Annotated in this window: 14 protein-coding genes; 10 read left to right on the top strand and 4 right to left on the bottom strand. The window is 61.9% G+C overall.

Annotated elements, in window-relative coordinates; genetic code table 11:
* Positions 1–60: 60 nt before the first annotated feature.
* From BM315_RS00330 to BM315_RS00345, 4 genes are read right to left on the bottom strand one after another with little or no spacing between them, the layout of a single operon-like run.
* A complete protein-coding gene (locus BM315_RS00330; protein ID WP_090496655.1) occupies positions 61–2085 on the bottom strand; it encodes a nitric oxide reductase activation protein NorD in 2025 nt (674 codons plus the stop codon).
* Positions 2086–2913 (bottom strand): CbbQ/NirQ/NorQ/GpvN family protein, encoded by an 828-nt coding sequence (locus tag BM315_RS00335; RefSeq protein WP_425287755.1) that lies wholly within the window; start codon positions 2911–2913, stop codon positions 2086–2088. It lies immediately after the preceding gene.
* A complete protein-coding gene (locus BM315_RS00340; protein WP_090496990.1) occupies positions 2910–4280 on the bottom strand; it encodes a cbb3-type cytochrome c oxidase subunit I in 1371 nt (456 codons plus the stop codon). Before BM315_RS00340 ends, BM315_RS00335 begins: the two co-directional genes overlap by 4 nt.
* A 49-nt stretch (positions 4281–4329) precedes the next feature.
* Positions 4330–5199 (bottom strand): c-type cytochrome, encoded by an 870-nt coding sequence (locus BM315_RS00345; RefSeq protein WP_090496657.1) that lies wholly within the window; start codon positions 5197–5199, stop codon positions 4330–4332.
* 807 nt (positions 5200–6006) lie between these two features.
* Between BM315_RS00345 and BM315_RS00350 the strand changes: the two genes are divergently transcribed.
* The 10 genes from BM315_RS00350 to BM315_RS00395 all read left to right on the top strand — a co-directional run bounded on the left by BM315_RS00350 (position 6007) and on the right by BM315_RS00395 (position 18751).
* A complete protein-coding gene (locus BM315_RS00350; RefSeq protein WP_090496658.1) occupies positions 6007–7257 on the top strand; it encodes an acyl-CoA dehydrogenase family protein in 1251 nt (416 codons plus the stop codon).
* A gap of 294 nt (positions 7258–7551) precedes the next feature.
* Positions 7552–9741 carry a transcriptional regulator NosR gene (nosR, locus tag BM315_RS00355; protein ID WP_090496660.1) on the top strand — a complete coding sequence of 730 codons (2190 nt, stop codon included), beginning with the start codon at positions 7552–7554 and terminating at the stop codon, positions 9739–9741.
* A gap of 101 nt (positions 9742–9842) precedes the next feature.
* Positions 9843–11729 carry a TAT-dependent nitrous-oxide reductase gene (gene nosZ / locus BM315_RS00360; RefSeq protein ID WP_170862129.1) on the top strand — a complete coding sequence of 629 codons (1887 nt, stop codon included), beginning with the start codon at positions 9843–9845 and terminating at the stop codon, positions 11727–11729.
* Positions 11730–11870: 141 nt separating this feature from the next.
* Positions 11871–13160 (top strand): nitrous oxide reductase family maturation protein NosD, encoded by a 1290-nt coding sequence (locus BM315_RS00365; protein ID WP_425287757.1) that lies wholly within the window; start codon positions 11871–11873, stop codon positions 13158–13160.
* Positions 13157–14083, top strand: a complete 927-nt coding sequence (locus BM315_RS00370) for an ABC transporter ATP-binding protein (protein ID WP_090496666.1) — start codon at positions 13157–13159, stop codon at positions 14081–14083. The genes BM315_RS00365 and BM315_RS00370 overlap by 4 nt, the downstream gene beginning before the upstream one ends.
* Positions 14080–14910, top strand: a complete 831-nt coding sequence (locus tag BM315_RS00375; protein WP_090496668.1) for an ABC transporter permease — start codon at positions 14080–14082, stop codon at positions 14908–14910. Before BM315_RS00370 ends, BM315_RS00375 begins: the two co-directional genes overlap by 4 nt.
* A 90-nt stretch (positions 14911–15000) precedes the next feature.
* Positions 15001–15543 (top strand): nitrous oxide reductase accessory protein NosL, encoded by a 543-nt coding sequence (locus tag BM315_RS00380; RefSeq protein WP_090496670.1) that lies wholly within the window; start codon positions 15001–15003, stop codon positions 15541–15543.
* Positions 15544–15625: 82 nt separating this feature from the next.
* Entirely contained in the window at positions 15626–15790 is a 165-nt protein-coding gene (gene tatA, locus BM315_RS00385) for a twin-arginine translocase TatA/TatE family subunit (protein ID WP_090496672.1), read from the top strand.
* A 310-nt stretch (positions 15791–16100) separates the two neighbouring features.
* Entirely contained in the window at positions 16101–16844 is a 744-nt protein-coding gene (locus BM315_RS00390; RefSeq protein ID WP_090496674.1) for an SDR family NAD(P)-dependent oxidoreductase, read from the top strand.
* Between the two features lie 242 nt (positions 16845–17086).
* Entirely contained in the window at positions 17087–18751 is a 1665-nt protein-coding gene (locus BM315_RS00395) for a glutamine--tRNA ligase/YqeY domain fusion protein (protein WP_090496992.1), read from the top strand.
* Positions 18752–18785: the final 34 nt, after the last annotated feature.

Genomic DNA, 18785 nt, shown 5'->3' on the forward strand with positions numbered 1-18785 from the left:
ACTGGAGTTGGGCATAGTTGCGCTACGCGCTGATGGATGGCTCACCGATGGGTATCGAGCTCATGCCAATACCAGTCGCTTGATCCATTCCAGCAGCACCCCGGGTAACAGCTCGGGCTTGGGCAGCAGGGCATATTGGCGGGGGCCGAACACCGCCGGCAGGTAGTTCGCGGCCTGGCGGTCGATGGTCAGGCAGAAGGGGTAGATGCCTTGCAACTTGGCTTCGGTCACCGCCTGGCGCATGTCTTCCACACCATAGTGGCCCTCATACTCGTCCACATCGTTCGGTTTGCCGTCGGAGAGCAGCAGGAGCAGCCGATGTCTGGCCGCTTCGCGCATCAGCAAGGTGCTGGCGTGGCGGATGGCGGCGCCCGCCCGGGTATAGCGTTCCGGTTCGAGCGCGGCGATGCGCCGACCGACCTCGTCGCTGTAGCGCTCATCAAATGCCTTGAGCGTACGTAGCGTGACCTGCTGCGACCCTTCGCCGGAGAACGCCAGCACGCTATAGGGTTCGCCCATGCTTTCCAGCGCCAGACAAACCAGGAGCAAGGCTTCGCGCTCGACATCGATTATCCGTCGATGCTGGGAGAGCCAGCCGTCGGTGGAGCCGCTGACGTCGATCAGCAGCATGATCGCCATATCACGCCTGATGCAATGCTGCGTCTGGTACAGCGCCTGCGGCATGCTCAGGCCGGCGCGGGCCTCGGCGCAGCCATCGATATAGGCTTCCAGATCGATATCGTCGCCATCGAGTTGCTTGCGCAGCCTGACCCGACTGGCGCGCAACCTTTCGAATTGCCGGCGGATGGCATCGAGCATCGAACGATGGGTCTCCAGGGTCTGTTCGACCCATTGCTGCGGGCCGTCCTGGGCGGCGCACAGGCGCACAGTCGCGCCTGGGTCGCGGTAGGTCTGGCTGTGGTAATCCCATTCGGGGTAGCTGATGCCGTTGGCTGCCGGGGCCTCGGCGCTGCGCTGAACCCGCGTTTCTGGCGGTTCGTCGGCAAGCAGTACTTCCTTCGGCCGGCCCGGTGCGACCACCAGCCTGGCTTCGTTCAACTCCGCCAGCGAGTCGGCGAAATCGGCGGCTGGGGTGGCTGTGTCCCGATCCGTCGGGCGCGATATGCCCATGGGGTCTTCGGCATGTTCCAGCGGCTCGCCGGGTTGCACCATGCTCGGGCCCTGTTCCTGGACGTCATCTTCGCCCGCATGAGCCTCGCGCACGTTCGGTCGGCGCGGCAGGCGCGCGCTGCGCGGCAGGGCATCGGCTGGTTCGGTTTCGGCGCCGACAGTTTCCGGCAGCTTCAAGGCGATTGCCGGCAAACGTAGATCGCCGGTCCAGGCGTCACGCAACAGCGGTTGGGCGCCGAGCCTGCGGGTTTGTTCAGCCGACATGAGGCGTGCCGCCTGCGCCTGCGCCTGTTGCAGCGAGTCGGTCGCTGTCGCTGGTATCGGCAAATGCTCCAGTGGTTGGCCGCATTCGCTGCGCAGCAGGGCACGCAGGAACCTTTCCAACGGCTGGCGCTGGCTGGAGAAGGCGCGCATGGGCGGGCGATTGGCCAAGGCCTGCTGACGTAGCGCCTGCAGCGAGGCGGTAAGCCCCGGCAATTGGTGCACAAGATCGCGATCTGCAGCCCAGGCTTCGAGAAGCAGATAGAGGCTGCGCTGCAGCGGATCGTCGAGAACCTGCAGGTGGGCGGCGCTGCCTCGCTGGGCGCGCATTGCCTGTTGCAGGGCGAGGGTTCGGTAGCGCGCCAGGGCGAGCGGGGTATCCTCGCCGTCCAGTTGCCCCGGCAGCCATATATGCACGCCATCGGTAGCGGGAACGGCGGTCTGCTGGCGGGGTTTTTCGTTACGCTGGAACAGCTTTACCAACAGCGTGGGTGGCAAGGGCGGTTGCGCGACACGTAGCGGATAGCTGGTGCCGAACAGGGCCCTGATCAGCAGATCGAGGCGTTGCGCGACATCTGCCAAGGTGACGATTTTCGCTGCGTTCGCGGGACTGTGGTGGCGCCGCCACAACGCCTGGGCATAGACCGTGGCATGCCGTGCGACATCGGTGATGACATCTTCGGCTTCGGCCATTCAGATGAACGTCAGGTCGACCAGGTCGCGCATGGCGCCGACCAGCGCGGCATCATCGGACAGCGGCGAGATTAGCGCGGCCCGGCAGGCGATGGGGGCGGCGATGCCGCTGCTGATCAGGCGTGCGCTGGCGATCAGCAGTCGCGTGCTGGGAACTTCCGCCAGGCCGCGGTCCTGCAGGGCACGCAGCCGCTGCGCGAGCGAGACCAGGGCGTGGGCGGTGGCGTGGTCGGTGCCACCTTCGTGCATGACGATGGCGATCTCGCGCTCGGCAGGCGGGAAGTCGAAGTCCAGTGCCACGAAGCGCTGGCGGGTACTCGGCTTCAGATCCTTGAGCATGCGCTGGTAGCCGGGGTTGTAGGACACCACCAGTTGGAAGTGCGGCGAGGCTTCGACAGTTTCGCCGGTTTTGTCCAGTGGCAAGATGCGCCGGTAGTCGGTCAGCGGGTGCAGCACGACAATGGTGTCCTGGCGCGCTTCGACCACCTCGTCCAGGTAGCAAATGGCGCCTTCGCGCACCGCCCGGGTCAGTGGGCCTTCCGCCCAATGGGTGCCTTGCTGACCGATCAGGAAGCGCCCAACCAGGTCGCTGGCGCTCAGGTCGTCATGACAGGAGATGGTGATCAGCGGGCGCTTGAGGCGCCAGGCCATGTGCTCGACGAAGCGGGTCTTGCCACAGCCGGTTGGCCCCTTGAGCATGATCGCCAGTTGCTGGGCATGGCATTGTTCGAAGATCGCCACCTCGTCACCGGAGGGCTGGTAATAGGGCTGTGCTTCCCGCAGTACGGGCTCCGTGCCTGAGCGGCGCGACAGCGAATGCTCCATCATAAGGCAGCGTCTGAGGTCGGCGGCGTTGTCAGAGCCGGATCGGGCTCGTCGATAACGAAGCGCGGCGCATGGCGGAAGAAATCGAAGATGAACAGCCCTACACCGAGGGCGAAGATAGACGCAGTGGCCACCAGCATCAGGAAGTGCACCTGGATCTTCAGTTGCACGTCCAGATAGCCCATGCCGAGGATGCGTTCGAGGTAGACCTGGGCGATGCCGGCGGTGGCGAATGACAGAGTCATGCCGAACATGCCCGCCAATTGCAGCCAGAACGCCCAATAACCGATGCTGCTGCCTTCCTCGTTGCGCCGGGTCATGCGCGGCAGGGCATAGGTGATCATCGCCAGGATGATCATGGCGTAGGCTCCGTAGAAAGCCGCGTGGCCATGCATGGCGGTAATCAGGGTGCCGTGAGTCCACTTGTTAACGTCGGGAAAGGTGTGGGCCAAGCCCAGAAGACCGGCGCCGAACAGGGTGAAGATCGCACTGCCGAGGGTCCAGTGCAGCGCCAGTTTGTTCGGGTGGGAGAGCCCGGATCGGCGTAACGCGTTGTAGGCATATATCGCCATGCCGGCCAGCGCTGCGGGCTCCAGCGCGCTGAAGACGCCTCCGATCGGCAACCAGTAACCCGGCACGCCGACCCAGTAATAATGGTGTGCGGTGCCGAGGATGCCGGCGATGAAGACCAGGCCGACGATCACGTACAGCCATTTTTCCATCACTTCACGGTCGGCGCCGGACAGACGTATCAGCAGGTAGGCGAGGAAGGCGCCCTGAATCATCTCCCAGACGCCTTCGACCCACAGGTGGATGGTCCACCAGCGATAGTAGATGGAGACCGTGTAGTTCTCGTAATGCAGCAGGGCCGGAACATACAGCACGGCGGCGCTGCCCAGACCGAGCAAGAGCACGCCTTCGGTGGTGGTGAAGCGCCCGGATTTCTTGATCGTCATGCCGATGTTGTAGAGGAAGATCAACATGCAGATGACGATCACGAGCTTGTGCGGCAGCGGTTGTTCGAGCAACTTGTTACCGGTGCCATAGCCGAACAGGTAGCCGATGACCGCGGTGACGCCCATGGCCGTCCACAAGCCGAGCTGGATGTACGCCAGCTTGGTGCTATGCAACTCGGTGCGCGACTCGTCGGGCACCATCCAATAGGTCGCGCCCATAAACCCGGTCAGCACCCAGACGATCAACAGGTTGGTGTGGATGACCTTGGTCACATCGAACGGCAGGAACTGCAGCAGCGGGTCCGGCCCCAGGTACTTCGCCGCCGAGAGCAGACCGAAGACCAGTTGCAGGCCGAACAGCACCATGGCGACGGCGAAATACCAGTAGGCGACGGATTGAGACTTGTAGCGCATGGTCATCCCCTGCGATCAGTTGCGCCGTTGCGCACGAGGCAACCGGCGGTTACTGGAAGGACGCCAGATAGGCGACCAGTTGGTCGATCTGTTCAGACGTCAGCGATTTGGGGTAGGTGTTGGGCATGAACGACATGCCGTCGGCTGAATACATTTCTCCGGGATGGAGGTAGGCGCTCGGCGTGACTATGGATTCGCGAATGAAGCCTTCGACGTCCTTGGCGCCGCCCTGGTAGTCGGCGGAGGCGATGACCTGTTTGGCTCGGCTGGCCAACCCGGCGAGCGTTGGCCCGGCAAGATTGACCCCCGGCGCGATGGAGTGGCAGGCGCTACACACTGGTGTGGCCGTGCGAAACAGCGCTTCACCGAGGGCTATCGGGTCTTCCGTGCCGGAGACCGGGCGGGCACCAGGCGGCAGGCGGCTGTCGGATGGGGTCGAGCCGGAGACGTCCTGTTGTGCCACCGCCAGGTCCGTACCGGGGATCGACGAGCCAGTGACCAGAATCGGTCGTGGCGGCCAGCCTTGGTTGTCGACCTTGCTCACCCAGTCAAGGAAGGCGATCAGCCCGGCGATTTCCTCGTCGTCGAGGTTCAGGTTTGGCATCAGCCGGCGATGGCGCTGCTCGTCATAGAACTTGGAGGGATCCTTGAGGAAGGCCGTGAGATAGGGTGCGCCGCGCTGCTGGGAGATTTTCGTCAGATCGGGGGCGTAATAGGCGCCCTCGCCGAACAGGGTGTGGCAATTGATGCAGTTGTACTGGTGCCAGACATCCTTGCCGCGCGTGACTTGCGGGGTGATCTGGTCGGCATTGGTCAGTTTGGGGAACTGTCGGTGACTGTCGACTGTCAGGCCAAGAAATACAACAACAGCGATAGCGGTCGATATCAGAGCGAACGAGCGTGTTTGTCGTTTATTCATTGCCAACTCTCTAGACGCCGATGCCGGTCCAATAGGTGATGCCGATAAGCCCGGCATAGACGACTGCGCCGGCCATCAGCGCAAGGATCACGAAACTGACTATCTTCAGTGCTTTTTGCACGGCTGCATTCCTGGTTGAACGTGCAGTTGGAAAGTGTCCGGCAGATCGCTGCGGCTGTGCCTCTTGACGCTAGCGACCTCGAGCCTAGGTGCCTGAAAGCTGAAAGTTGTGAAAAAATCGCTTGCCTGCTGCGACCGCCGTCGGGCGGCTGCAACTGCGTTCGGTTTTTTCACAGCCTCTGAGTTCAGAGAGTGGCCAATAGGTAATGGGGGTATTCACGATCTCACCCGTATCCGCCTGTCTCAGGGCCATGATCGGATGTCATGAAATTAAGTAAGGATGAAGGTAGTTAAGCTTTACGTAACTGTCCACAAACGTGGTGGGATCGCCACTTAATGGCATGTTCACTTTTATGGGAAAGATTGAAATAACCTTGTCCGGCGTAAGTGATTTTAATAAATATGCATGCCTCCTGAATTCATAGAATAAGCGGCGCGTCCTTCATCAGTCCTGCCTGGATTCAGCAAATGACTTGGCAATACATACCGGAGCAAACCGGCATCCTTGATGCGGAGTAAATTGCTGCACGTAGCAGCTCTGGCGGCATCGATGATGATCCCGGTCAAGGTTCGTTGCCTGCTGAGCGGCTGTGATGGGCCGCGATTCAGGCGGGCGAATATCCTGTGTTTAGCTCAGGTGTCGGCCTAACGTAATGCCTCAACTCCATGATCGATTCGAGGTTCGCCATGCACTTTGCCTACAGCCCCCGCACCGAAGCGCTGCGTCAGCAGCTGCGCCATTTTATGGATGAGCATGTGGTGCCGCGCATCGGCGCCTGGCACCAAGCCGTTGGCGCCGGCCAGTTTCCGGTGCCGTTCATGACCGATCTCAAGGCGCTGGCGCGCAGTGAGGGGTTGTGGAACCTGTTTCTCCCGGCGCTGGGCGCGGACGAGCCGGGCACCCGCCTGAGCAATCTGGAGTACGCACCGCTGGCGGAGATCATGGGTCGCGTGTCCTGGGCCTCCGAGGTGTTCAACTGCAACGCGCCGGACACTGGCAACATGGAGCTGCTGCACCTGTTCGCCACCCCGCAGCAGCGTGCGCGCTGGCTGCTGCCGCTGCTCGATGGCGAGATGCGTTCGGCCTTCGCCATGACCGAGCCGGACGTACCGTCCTCGGATGCCAGCAACATCCAGACCCTGATCCGCCGCGAAGGCGATGAGTATGTTATCAACGGCCGCAAGTGGTTCATCACCAACGCCTCGCACCCCGACTGCAAGCTGCTGATCGTCATGGGCAAGACCGACCCGGATGCGGATGCCCACCAGCAGCAGAGCATGCTCCTGGTGCCGTTCGATACGCCCGGCGTCGAGCTGTTGCGCAATATTCCGGTGATGAATCACATCGCCCCGGAAGGCCACAGCGAGCTGCTGCTGCGCAATGTGCGGGTGCCGGCGAGCAACCTGTTGGGCGAGGAGGGGGCGGGCTTCATGATGGCCCAGGCGCGCCTTGGCCCCGGACGCGTGCATCACTGCATGCGCTCGATCGGCATGGCCGAGCTGGCCCTGGAGCTGATGGTCGAGCGTTGCCAGGAGCGCAAGGCGTTCGGCAAGTACCTGCATCAGTACGCCAACATCGGTGACTGGATTGCCGAGTCGCGTATCGAGATAGAGCAGGCACGCCTGCTGGTGCTCAAGACCGCCTGGATGATCGACGAGGTAGGCGCCAAGGCGGCGCGCAAGGAAATCGCCATGATTAAGGCACTGGTGCCGGGCATGCACACCCGCGTGGTCGACCGCGCCATGCAGGTCTACGGCGCCATGGGGTTGACTCCCGATACGCCGCTGGCGGACATGTGGACCACTGGTCGCGCCTTGCGCTTCGCCGATGGTCCGGATCAGGTGCATCTGCGCAGCATCGCGCGCCTGGAGCTCAAGGCCAGTGCAATTACGCGCGGGGCCACTGCGGTCTATTTGACTCCATTCGGCAAAGACTGAGGATCGTGCTGACGCAGCAAGGTTTTTGAGCGCCTGGTGCGCTCGTCCGACGAAGCCCTCGCGACGGCCTTCGGTTTTTCACAATCGCATGAAAGGCTGCCGCGGGTGGAGTAGGCTGGTCGGAATGGGCAGTATTTCGTTCGCGGCAAGTGCGGCGAAATGAGCTACTTTCAGGGCAGTTTCCCTCTTTGCGGCAGATTGCCGCACTGGGGTGTAGCTTGACTTGTGTCAATCGAGATAGGGGGCGGGCTAAGTACCATGCAGGCATATTCATTGTCGGCTTTATATAACCCCATGAAGATCAATCGGTTTTTTGCGTACAGTCATCTGTGTTCATGGAAAAATGCGTGCTTGTTTTTGCTGATTCTGGCCTGTACGACGCTTCAGGGTGTGCAGGCCAAGAGTTACGGCGACATCGAGCAAGAGCGCATCGATCAGGTTTTCCCCGGCGGGATTAGCGTGTCAGAAGCGCAGGGGGAGTTTAAAGTGCGCACCCTGTCGAGTGGCGACGAGGTGCTCGGCTATGTATTCCAGAGCCTCGATGTGATCGATATTCCGGCCTATTCCGGTAAGCCGATCAACATGCAGGTGATTCTCGACACTGACGGTGTAATTCGGGACGCCTATGTGCTCGAACACCACGAACCGATCCTGCTGATCGGTATTCCCGAAGCGAAACTGCACGCCTTCAACGCCAAGTACCAGGGCATCAAGGTCAGTCAGCGGGTAGTGGTCGGCCGTTCCGGCGATCCCGATGCGGTGACGGTCGATGCGGTCACCGGCGCCACCGTCACGGTCATGGTGGTCAACGAGGTGGTGATGCGCGCCGCCCACGAGGTGGCTGTGTCGCTCGGTTTGATCGAGAGCGATGCCGGTCTGGCGCAGAAACCGGCCACTGTGCGCGAAGATGTCTACCAGCCCGCCGACTGGGCCCAGCTCACCGGTAACGGCGCCATTCGCCGCCTGCACCTGACCCGTGGTCAGGTCGATGAGGCGTTCAAGGGCACCGAGGCCGAAGGGGTGGAAGCCGCGTCGCCCGAGCAAGTCGACGATACCTTTATCGATCTCTACACCGCCCACCTGAACGCGCCGACCATCGGTCGTAACCTGCTGGGCGACAACCAGTATCGCTTCCTGATGGAGGAGCTAAAACCCGGCGAACAGGCGATTGCCGTGCTGGGCAGTGGCGATTACTCCTACAAGGGTTCGGGCTATGTGCGCGGTGGCATTTTCGACCGGGTGCAGTTGCGCCAATTCGGCGACAGCATCAGCTTCCGCGATATGGACCACCAGCGCCTGTCCGACGTGTACGCCGTCGGTATGCCCGAGTTCGATGAAATGTCGATTTTCATCATTCGCGCCCAATCCAAGTTCGACCCTGGCTCGCCCTGGTCGCTGGAGCTGCTGGTGCGGCGCCAGACCGGACCTACCAGCGGTATGTTCAGCAGTTTCGAACTCGGCTATCAAATGCCCGAGGAATACCTCGAGCGGCCATTACCGACCGCAGCGGAACTGGCCGCCATCGACGAGGCCAATCGGCCGCTGTGGCTGAACATCTGGTACCAGAAAACTTTCCAGATCGGCGTGATCGGCGTGGCGCTGCTGCTGCTCACGGTGATCCTGTTCCTTCAGGACAAGTTCACCAAGCGCCCGCATTTTCTCCACTGGTTGCGCCGTGGCTACCTGATCTTCACCGTGGTGTTCATCGGCTGGTATGCCCTGGGTCAGTTGTCGGTGGTCAACGTGCTGACCTTCGTGCACGCCCTGGTGCAGGAGTTCCGTTGGGAGCTGTTCCTCACCGACCCGATCATCTTCATCCTCTGGACCTTCACCGCCGCCAGCATCCTGCTCTGGGGCCGCGGTGTGTTCTGCGGCTGGCTGTGCCCGTTCGGCGCCCTGCAAGAGCTGATCAACGAGGCCGCGCGCAAGCTGAAGATTCCTCAGTATGAGTTGCCCTTCGCGGTGCATGAGCGGCTGTGGGCGATCAAGTACATCATCCTCCTGCTGCTGTTTGGCATCTCCCTGGAGTCGTTGGCCACTGCCGAGCGCTTCGCCGAGGTGGAACCGTTCAAAACCGCCATCACTCTGAAGTTCGACCGCCAGTGGTGGTTCGTGCTCTACGCGGTGATTCTCCTGGTGATCAATATCTTTACCCGCAAGGTGTATTGCCGTTACGTCTGCCCGTTGGGGGCGGCGCTGGCCATCCCTACCAAGTTGCGTTTGTTCGACTGGCTGAAACGGCGCAAAGAGTGCGGCAGTCCGTGTCAACTGTGTGCCAAGGAGTGCGAAATCCAGGCAATCCACCCGGACGGTCACATCAATGCCAACGAGTGCCACTACTGCCTCGATTGCCAGATGACCTACCACAACGACGACAAGTGCCCGCCGCTGATCCTCAAACAAAAGAAACGCAGCAAAAAGGCTCCTGTCAGCGCCGAATTGATACCGGTAGTGCAGGTAGTAGCCCCTGCGCGAGTCCTATAACAGCGTAAGAGCAATAGTGTTTGTCTAGTCAAGGAGCAGGACCCATGAGTGATAAAGAACTGAAGAACAAGCCAGCAGTCGATGGCAAGCAGCAGGAGCAAATGCTGGAGAAGTCCGGCTTGAGCCGCCGCGGCTTCCTCGGTGCCAGCGCCATGACAGGTGCGGCGCTGGTCGGCGCGACAGCCTTGGGCAGCGCGGTAATGACCCGCGAATCCTGGGCAGCGGCGGCCAAGGAGGCCAAGCAGAAGTACCACGTCGCCCCTGGCGAACTGGACGACTACATCGGTTTCTGGAGCGGCGGTCACCAGGGTGAAGTACGTGTGCTGGGCATTCCGTCGATGCGCGAGCTGATGCGCATCCCGGTGTTCAACGTCGACTCCGCCACCGGCTGGGGCCTGACTAACGAAAGCCGCGCCATCATGGGTGACAGCGTCAAGTTCCTCAACGGCGACTGCCACCACCCGCACATCTCCATGGTTGACGGCAAGTACGACGGCAAGTACGTATTCATCAACGACAAGGCCAACACCCGGGTCGCACGTATCCGTCTGGATATCATGAAATGCGACAAGATGCTGACCGTGCCGAACTGCCAGTCCATCCACGGCCTGCGCCTGCAGAAGGTGCCGTACACCAAGTATGTGTACGCCAACGCCGAGTTCGTCATCCCCCATCCCAACGATGGCAAGATCTTCGATCTGCAGGATGAGAACAGCTACACCATGTACAACGTCATCGACGCCGAAACGATGGAGATGGCCTACCAGATCATCGTCGACGGCAACCTCGACAACACCGACGCCGACTACACCGGCCGCTTCACCGCGGCCACCTGCTACAACTCGGAGAAGGCCTACGACCTCGGCGGCATGATGCGCAACGAGCGCGACTGGGTCGTGGTGTTCGACATGCAGGCGGCGGAAAAGGCGGTCAAGGCCGGCAAGTTCATCACCCTGGGCGACTCCAAGGTGCCGGTGCTCGATGGCCGCAAGAAGGGCGACAAGGACAGCGAATTCACCCGCTACATTCCGGTGCCGAAGAACCCGCACGGCCTCAACACTTCGTCCGACGGCAAGTATTTCATCGCCAACGGCAAGCTGTCGCCGACCGTGTCGATGATCGAGATCGCCAAACTGCCCGACCTGTTCGCCGGCAAGCTGAAGGATCCACGCGACGCCATCGTCGCCGAGCCTGAGCTGGGCCTCGGCCCGCTGCACACCACCTTCGACGGTCGCGGCAACGCTTACACCACGCTGTTCATCGACAGCCAGGTGGTCAAGTGGAACATGGCCGACGCCGTGCGCGCCTACAAGGGCGAGAAGGTCGACTACATCAAGCAGAAGCTGGACGTGCAGTACCAGCCGGGTCATATCCACGCCTCGCTGTGTGAAACCAACGAAGCCGATGGCAAGTGGCTGGTTGCCCTGTGCAAGTTCTCCAAGGACCGCTTCCTGCAGGTTGGCCCACTGCATCCGGAGAACGATCAGTTGATCGACATCTCCGGCGATGAGATGAAGCTGGTGCACGACGGCCCGACCTTCGCCGAACCGCATGATTGCACCATGGCCCGTCGTGACCAGGTCAAGACCAAGAAGATCTGGGATCGCAACGATCCGTTCTTCGCCGGTACCACGGCCATGGCGAAAAAGGATGGCATCAACCTGGAGACCGACAACAAGGTCATCCGCGACGGCAACAAGGTTCGGGTGTACATGACCTCCATGGCGCCGTCGTACGGTGTGCAGGAGTTCACCGTCAAGCAGGGCGATGAAGTTACCGTGACCATCACCAACATCGACCAGATCGAAGACGTGTCCCACGGTTTCGTCATGGTCAACCATGGTGCGAGCATGGAAATCAGCCCGCAGCAGACCTCGTCGATCACCTTCATCGCCGACAAGCCGGGCCTGCACTGGTACTACTGCAGCTGGTTCTGCCATGCCCTGCACATGGAAATGGTCGGCCGCATGATGGTCGAACCGGTATAAAGGCGTAGCCCCGTAGCCTGATGCAATCCGCGAAGGCTCTTGTAAAGCTCGCGGATTGCATCCAGGCTACGGACCCCATTTATTTCTCCAGCCCTGTACGGCTCGAGGAACAAGGTAAACGCAGTGCTCAGACCCCAGGCAATTGCTTCGCTTCGCGCCAGTGCGCTGTGGCTGTTGCTCATTTTCTTCGGCGTGGCCCAGGCGGCGGCGCAATCCATCACCTCGCTACCGCTGCAGGCCGAGGGCGACAATCGCTGGCGGCTGCCTGCCGGCGACTATCAGGGTTCGTTCAGCGTCGATCAGCCGATGCACATCCGCTGCGAGCCAGGCGCCGTCTTGCACGGGCAAGGCCAGGGTAACGGTCTGCTTATCAGCGCGCCCGAGGTGACCATCGAGGGCTGCACGTTGCTCGATTGGGGGCGGGACATGACCGCCATGAACGCCGCGGTGTTCATCCAGCCCGGCGCGCGCGGCGCGGTGATCAAGGACAACCGCCTGCAAGGCCCGGGCTTCGGCATCTGGGTCGACGGCGCGGCGGATGTCAGCCTGCTCGGCAACAGCATCCAGGGCGATCCGAGTATCCGCTCCCAGGATCGCGGCAATGGCATCCACCTGTATGCGGTGCGCGGTGCCAAGGTCGTCGGCAACCAGGTGCGCGATGCCCGCGACGGTATCTACATCGATACCTCGAACGGTAACCTGCTCGAGGACAACACCCTGGAAGACCTGCGTTACGGCGTGCACTACATGTTCTCCAACGACAACCAGGTGTTCGCCAACACCACCCGCCGCACCCGCACCGGCTATGCGTTGATGCAGAGCCGCAAACTGACGGTGATCGGCAATCGCTCCGAACAGGACGAGAACTACGGCATCCTGATGAACTACATCACCTATTCGACCGTGCGCGACAATTTTGTCAGCGACGTGCGCAGTGGCTCGACCGGCGACAGCATGATCTCCGGTGCCGAAGGCAAGGCGCTGTTCATCTACAATTCGCTGTTCAACAGCATCGAGCACAACCACTTCGAACGCAGCGCCCTGGGTATCCACCTGACCGCGGGTTCCGAGGACAACCGCATCGCTGGCAACGCCTTCGTCGGCAATCGCCAGCAGGTCAAGTACGTCGCCAGCCGCACCCAGGAATGGTCGCTGGAGGGGCGCGGCAACTACTGGAGCGACTACCTGGGTTGGGATCGTAATGACGATGGCCTGGGCGATGTCGCCTACGAACCCAACGACAACGTCGACCGGCTGCTGTGGCTGTACCCGCAGGTGCGTCTATTGATGAACAGTCCGGGCATCGAATTGCTGCGCTGGGTGCAGCGTGCCTTTCCGGTAATGAAGTCTCCCGGAGTGCAGGACAGCCACCCGCTGATGCGCTTGCCCACCACCGATCTGCTGCCAACCCGCCAGGAGCCAACGCCATGAATGCCGTCGAGATAGAGGGCGTCAGCCAGCACTACGGCAACCTGACCGTGCTGCACGACCTGCATCTGAGCCTGGGCGAGGGCGAGGTACTGGGTCTGTTCGGCCACAACGGCGCCGGCAAGACCACCACCATGAAGCTGATTCTTGGCCTGTTGCAGGCCAGTCACGGCCGGGTGCAAGTGCTCGGGCGCACGCCCAGCGATCCCCATGTGCGCCAGCAACTCGGCTACCTGCCGGAGAACGTCACCTTCTATGCACAGCTCAGCGGCCGCGAAACCCTGCGCCATTTCGCCCGCCTCAAGGGCGCACCGATGAACCAGGTGGGCGAGTTGCTGGAGCAGGTCGGCCTGGCCGCAGCCATGGATCGACGGGTCAAGACCTATTCCAAGGGCATGCGCCAGCGTCTCGGTCTGGCCCAGGCACTGCTCGGCGTGCCACGCCTGTTGCTGCTCGACGAACCCACGGTCGGTCTCGACCCCATCGCCACCCAGGATCTTTACCAACTGGTCGACCGCCTGCGTCAGCAGGGCACCAGCATCATTCTCTGCTCCCACGTGCTGCCGGGGGTCGAGGCGCATATCAACCGCGCGGCGATCCTCGCCCATGGTCGCCTGCAGGCGGTCGGCAGCCTGGCCAGCCTGCGCGCAGATGCCGGCCTGCCGGCGGTGATCCGCGCCAGTGGGCTGAAACAGAGCGCGCAGTTGTTGCAGCGCTGGCACGCCGACGGGCATCAAGCCCGCTCGGTCGGCGTCGATGGCGTCGAAGTGGTCGCGATCAACGGCCACAAGCTCGGCCTGCTGCGCCAGTTGCTCGGCGAAGGGGGAGCCCAGGACATCGATATCCACCAGCCGTCGCTGGAGGATTTGTATCGCCACTACATGACCCACGCTCAGGGTGCTCAAGCAGAGGAGGGTGTGGCATGAACCAGGTCTGGAATATCGCCCGCAAGGAACTCAGCGACGGCCTGCGCAACCGCTGGCTGCTCGCCATCAGCCTGCTGTTCGCGGTGTTGGCGGTGGGTATCGCCTGGCTCGGCGCTGCGGCGTCCGGGCAGCTGGGCTTCACTTCGATCCCGGCGACCATCGCCAGCCTGGCCAGTCTGGCCACCTTCCTGGTGCCGCTGATCGCGCTGTTGCTGGCCTACGACGCCATAGTCGGCGAGGACGAGGGCGGCACCCTGATGCTGTTGCTGACCTATCCCCTGGGGCGTGGCCAGTTGCTGCTGGGCAAGTTCGTCGGCCATGGCCTGATCCTGGCGCTGGCCACCCTGATCGGATTCGGCTGCGCCGGCCTGGCCATTGCCGTGTTGGTCGAGGATATCGAACTGGGTCTGCTGGGCTGGGCGTTCGGCCGCTTCATGCTGTCGAGCACGCTGCTCGGTTGGGTGTTCCTGGCCATGGCCTATGTGCTGAGCAGCAAGGTTAGTGAAAAATCCAGCGCCGCCGGGCTGGCCCTGGGCGTGTGGTTCCTCTTCGTGCTGGTGTTCGACCTGGCCCTGCTGGCGCTGCTGGTGCTGAGTCAGGGCAAGTTCAGCCCAGATCTGCTGCCCTGGTTGCTGCTGCTCAACCCGGCCGATGTCTATCGCTTGATCAATCTGTCCGGTTTCGAGGGTAGCGGCAATGCTGCCGGTGTCATGGCCCTGGGCGGCGACCTGCCCGTTGACGGCATGCTGCTATGGTCGTGCCTGTTGCTGTGGGTTGGCGTGCCCTTGGTGTTGGCCTATTGGGTGTTTCTGCGCCGCCCGACCTGATGTTCTGAGCGTTGCTGGGGTCGGGCCGCGTAGGTCGGGGCGCGCGGGTCAACAATCCAAGCTGTGTTTTACAAGTAACGAGGTTCAATGATGGAAAACCTGTTCAAAAATACTACGCGAACCCTGCTGGCGCTATTGCTGGGGTTGGGGTTGCTGGCCTGCAGCGAGCCCGAAACCGAACAGAAAAGCCTCACCCCTGTGGCCTTTCACGACAGCGATGAGTGTCATGTCTGCGGCATGATCATCACCGACTTCCCCGGACCCAAGGGTCAGGCCGTGGGCAAGGGCGAGGTGAAGAAGTTCTGTTCCGCCGCGGAGATGCTCGGCTGGTGGTTGCAGCCGGAAAACCGCATTGGCGATGCCAGGCTCTACGTGCATGACATGGGTCGCAGCGATTGGGCTGCGCCCGACGATAGTCACCTGATCGATGCTACCCAGGCGTTCTACGTGGTCGACCTCGCCGGCAGCGGCCTGACCGGTGCGATGGGCGCAGTGCTGGCTCCCTTTGCCGATGAGCAGGCCGCGCGGCAACTGGCTGCCATCCACGGCGCCCGGGTGCTGGCTTTCGCCGAGATCGATCAGGCGGTTCTGCAACAAGCGGCGGCCATGCAGCATGGCCAGGCCCATCACTGAGAGGGTGTTTACAAATTACTGTGCACGGACGCGCATGGCTTCAACCGGTATTTGATTTCGCTCGTTAAACAAGGAGTACTCCATGGGTATCAGCATCTGGCAGCTTCTTATCGTTCTGCTGATAGTGGTCATGTTATTCGGCAGTAAGCGACTGCGCAGCCTGGGTTCCGACCTGGGGGGGGCAATCGGCGGTTTTCGTAAATCGATGAGCGGCAAAGATTCGCCTGAGCCGCACGACCGTTCGTAGGCAGGCCGAGCTGTAATCCTTCGGCTCGCCAACCCGGCTGGGCTGTTGGCTGGCGCGCCATTTATACCCTGGCAATATACAGGCGCCTCGCCGGCGGGCGCTCCTGGCATCGCCGACACCGCATGCCCCGCACTGCAGGCATTCTGTGCTGGGCGGCAAAGCTGATTGTGATCAAGTCGCCCACCCTCTCTCTCACGGTAAAAAGGTCCTGTCGCGAGCAGCGTTGCTGCTCCGAATTGGAAACCGGTTGCCCACAATATCTCTCTGGGTGACCCAGCCGCTCGGTATCGCCGGGCATCGGAGAGCATTGATGAGAAGCGAATTCCAGGATCGCCTGGCCGTGGTTACCGGCGCCAGTTCCGGTATCGGCTTGGCGCTGTGCGCGGCCTTGTTGCAGCGCGGCGCCAAGGTGCTGGCCATGTCCCGTACTCTCGGCGGCTTGCCGGCACTGCTGGAAACCTATGGTGAACGTTTGCACTGGCATGCCGGCGATGTGACCTGCCAGGAAGACCTGCACAGTCTCGCCCAGCAGGCTGCCTGTCTGGGGCCGGTGGATTACCTGGTGCCCAACGCCGGTATCGCAGAACTGGCTGACTGTCTCGACCTGAGCGCGTTCGACCGGCAATGGGCGGTCAATGGGGAGGGCGCCCTGAATACCCTGGCAGCGTTGCGCGACAAGCTGGCGAAGCCAGCTTCTGTAGTCTTCGTCAGCACCTTCCTGACCCATTCGACCTTTCCCGGGTTGGCCGCCTATATCGCCAGCAAAGCGGCTTTGACCGCGCAGGTGAAAACCATCGCGGTGGAGCTTGCAGCCTTGGATATGCGCATCAATATCGTCTCTCCAGGCCCTACAGCGACGGCGCTCTGGGGCACTCTGGGGTTGAGCGATGAACAGTTGGGCGATGTGGCCGATACGGTCACCAAGCGCCTGTTGCCTGGTCATTTTCTCGAGGCCGCGGCCGTGGCCAATGTCATTCTGTTCCAGCTGTCCCAAGGTGCCCGAGGCGTCTATGGCCAGGACTGGGTGGTGGACAACGGCTACACCCTGAGCTGACCCGGCTGGGCTGCAGTCATATGTTTCATGCTGGTTCTGATGCGCTTGTGCAGGCTTGAAACGGGGCCAGGGTGGTCTTTGTCCTGCAATTCCAAGCCCTTGAAACTCAAGGGCTTGGAAGCCTGGGCAAGTTGCGCGAACCGCGTGGGACGTGACCATGCGTATCGCGCCTGCTTCGGCTATGATAGGCGTTTTGTTTTGTCGGCCTCCCTGTGCCGCGCATCCGCATGATCAAGGACCCCATGAGCAAGCCAGAGATTGTTGCCGCTTCGAACTTCCTTCGTCCCATCGTCCAGGCCGATCTGGACGCCGGCAAGCACACGAAGATCATCACCCGCTTCCCGCCGGAACCCAACGGCTACCTGCATATCGGCCATGCCAAGTCTATCTGTCTGAACTTCGGCCTGGCCAAGGAGTTTGGCGGCGAGTGCAATCTGCGCTTCGACGACACCAACCCGGCCAAGGAAGACCAGGAATACATCGACGCGATCAAGAGCGACGTGCAGTGGCTGGGCTTCCAGTGGGCCGGCGAGGAGCGCTACGCCTCCAACTACTTCGACCAGTTGCATGACTGGGCCGTCGAGCTGATCAAGGCCGGCAAGGCCTACGTCTGCGACCTGTCGCCGGATGAGGCGCGGCAGTACCGCGGCAATCTGACCGAGCCGGGCAAGAACAGCCCGTTCCGTGAGCGTTCGGTGGCGGAGAACCTCGAGCTGTTCGCCCGCATGAAGGCCGGCGAGTTCGCCGATGGCGCGCGTGCCCTGCGGGCGAAAATCGACATGGCCTCGCCGAACATGAACCTGCGCGATCCGATTCTCTACCGCATTCGTCATGCCCATCACCATCAGACCGGCGACAAGTGGTGCATCTACCCCAGCTATGACTTCACCCATGGTCAGTCGGACGCCATCGAGGGCATTACCCACTCGATCTGCACCCTCGAGTTCGAGGATCATCGCCCGCTCTACGAGTGGTTTCTCGACAACCTGCCGGTGCCGAGCAAGCCGCGGCAGTACGAGTTCGCCCGGCTCAACCTGAACTACACCATCACCAGCAAGCGCCGGCTCAAGCAGCTGGTCGATGAAGGCCATGTGCAGGGTTGGGACGACCCGCGCATGTCGACCCTCAGTGGCTACCGCCGGCGCGGCTACACCCCGGGTTCGATCCGCACCTTCTGCGACATGGTCGGCGTCAACCGCGCCGGTGGCCTGGTGGATATCGGCATGCTCGAATTCGCCATTCGCGAAGACCTCGACGCCTCCGCCGCGCGGGCCATGTGCGTATTGCGGCCGTTGAAGGTCGTGATCACCAATTACCCCGAAGGTCAGGTGGAAAACCTCGAGCTGGCGCGCCATCCCAAGCAGGACATGGGCGTGCGCGTGCTGCCATTCGCCCGCGAGATCTACATCGATGCCGGCGACTTCGAGGAAGTCCCGCCTGCCGGCTTCAAGCGTCTGATCCCCGGTGGTGAGGCCCGCTTGCGTGGTAGCTACGTGATCCGTGCCGATGAGGCGATCAGGGATGCCGAGGGCAATATCGTCGAACTGCGGTGCAGCTACGACGAAAATACCCTGGGCAAGAATCCCGAGGGGCGCAAGGTCAAAGGCGTGATCCATTGGGTGCCGGCCGCTGCCAGCATCGAGTGCGAAGTACGCCTGTACGACCGTCTGTTCCGCTCGCCGACCCCGGAAAAGGCAGAAGAGGGCAGCAGCTTCCTCGACAACATCAACCCCGAGTCGCTGGTGGTGCTCAAAGGCTGTCGCGCCGAGCCGTCGCTGGCCCAGGCGCAGCCCGAGGAGCGCTTCCAGTTCGAGCGTGAAGGCTACTTTTGCGTCGACAGCAAGGACAGCAAGCCCGGTACCCCGGTGTTCAACCGTACCGTGACCCTGCGCGACTCCTGGGCTTAAAACCCAGGTGGTTGATTAGAATCGGGCCGCTACG

Source organism: Pseudomonas borbori (genome assembly GCF_900115555.1).
GTDB classification, from domain to species: Bacteria; Pseudomonadota; Gammaproteobacteria; order Pseudomonadales; family Pseudomonadaceae; genus Aquipseudomonas; species Aquipseudomonas borbori.

Excerpts from the sequence above, each read along its gene's own strand:
- BM315_RS00390 (WP_090496674.1), top strand. The coding sequence starts at position 16,101 with ATGAGAAGCGAATTCCAGGATCGCCTGGCCGTGGTTACCGGCGCCAGT.
- BM315_RS00345 (WP_090496657.1), bottom strand. The coding sequence starts at position 5,199 with ATGAATAAACGACAAACACGCTCGTTCGCTCTGATATCGACCGCTATC.
- BM315_RS00335 (WP_425287755.1), bottom strand. The coding sequence starts at position 2,913 with ATGATGGAGCATTCGCTGTCGCGCCGCTCAGGCACGGAGCCCGTACTG.
- tatA (WP_090496672.1), top strand. The coding sequence starts at position 15,626 with ATGGGTATCAGCATCTGGCAGCTTCTTATCGTTCTGCTGATAGTGGTC.
- BM315_RS00395 (WP_090496992.1), top strand. The coding sequence starts at position 17,087 with ATGAGCAAGCCAGAGATTGTTGCCGCTTCGAACTTCCTTCGTCCCATC.
- BM315_RS00340 (WP_090496990.1), bottom strand. The coding sequence starts at position 4,280 with ATGCGCTACAAGTCTCAATCCGTCGCCTACTGGTATTTCGCCGTCGCC.
- BM315_RS00375 (WP_090496668.1), top strand. The coding sequence starts at position 14,080 with ATGAACCAGGTCTGGAATATCGCCCGCAAGGAACTCAGCGACGGCCTG.
- nosZ (WP_170862129.1), top strand. The coding sequence starts at position 9,843 with ATGCTGGAGAAGTCCGGCTTGAGCCGCCGCGGCTTCCTCGGTGCCAGC.
- nosR (WP_090496660.1), top strand. The coding sequence starts at position 7,552 with ATGAAGATCAATCGGTTTTTTGCGTACAGTCATCTGTGTTCATGGAAA.
- BM315_RS00380 (WP_090496670.1), top strand. The coding sequence starts at position 15,001 with ATGGAAAACCTGTTCAAAAATACTACGCGAACCCTGCTGGCGCTATTG.
- BM315_RS00370 (WP_090496666.1), top strand. The coding sequence starts at position 13,157 with ATGAATGCCGTCGAGATAGAGGGCGTCAGCCAGCACTACGGCAACCTG.
- BM315_RS00330 (WP_090496655.1), bottom strand. The coding sequence starts at position 2,085 with ATGGCCGAAGCCGAAGATGTCATCACCGATGTCGCACGGCATGCCACG.
- BM315_RS00350 (WP_090496658.1), top strand. The coding sequence starts at position 6,007 with ATGCACTTTGCCTACAGCCCCCGCACCGAAGCGCTGCGTCAGCAGCTG.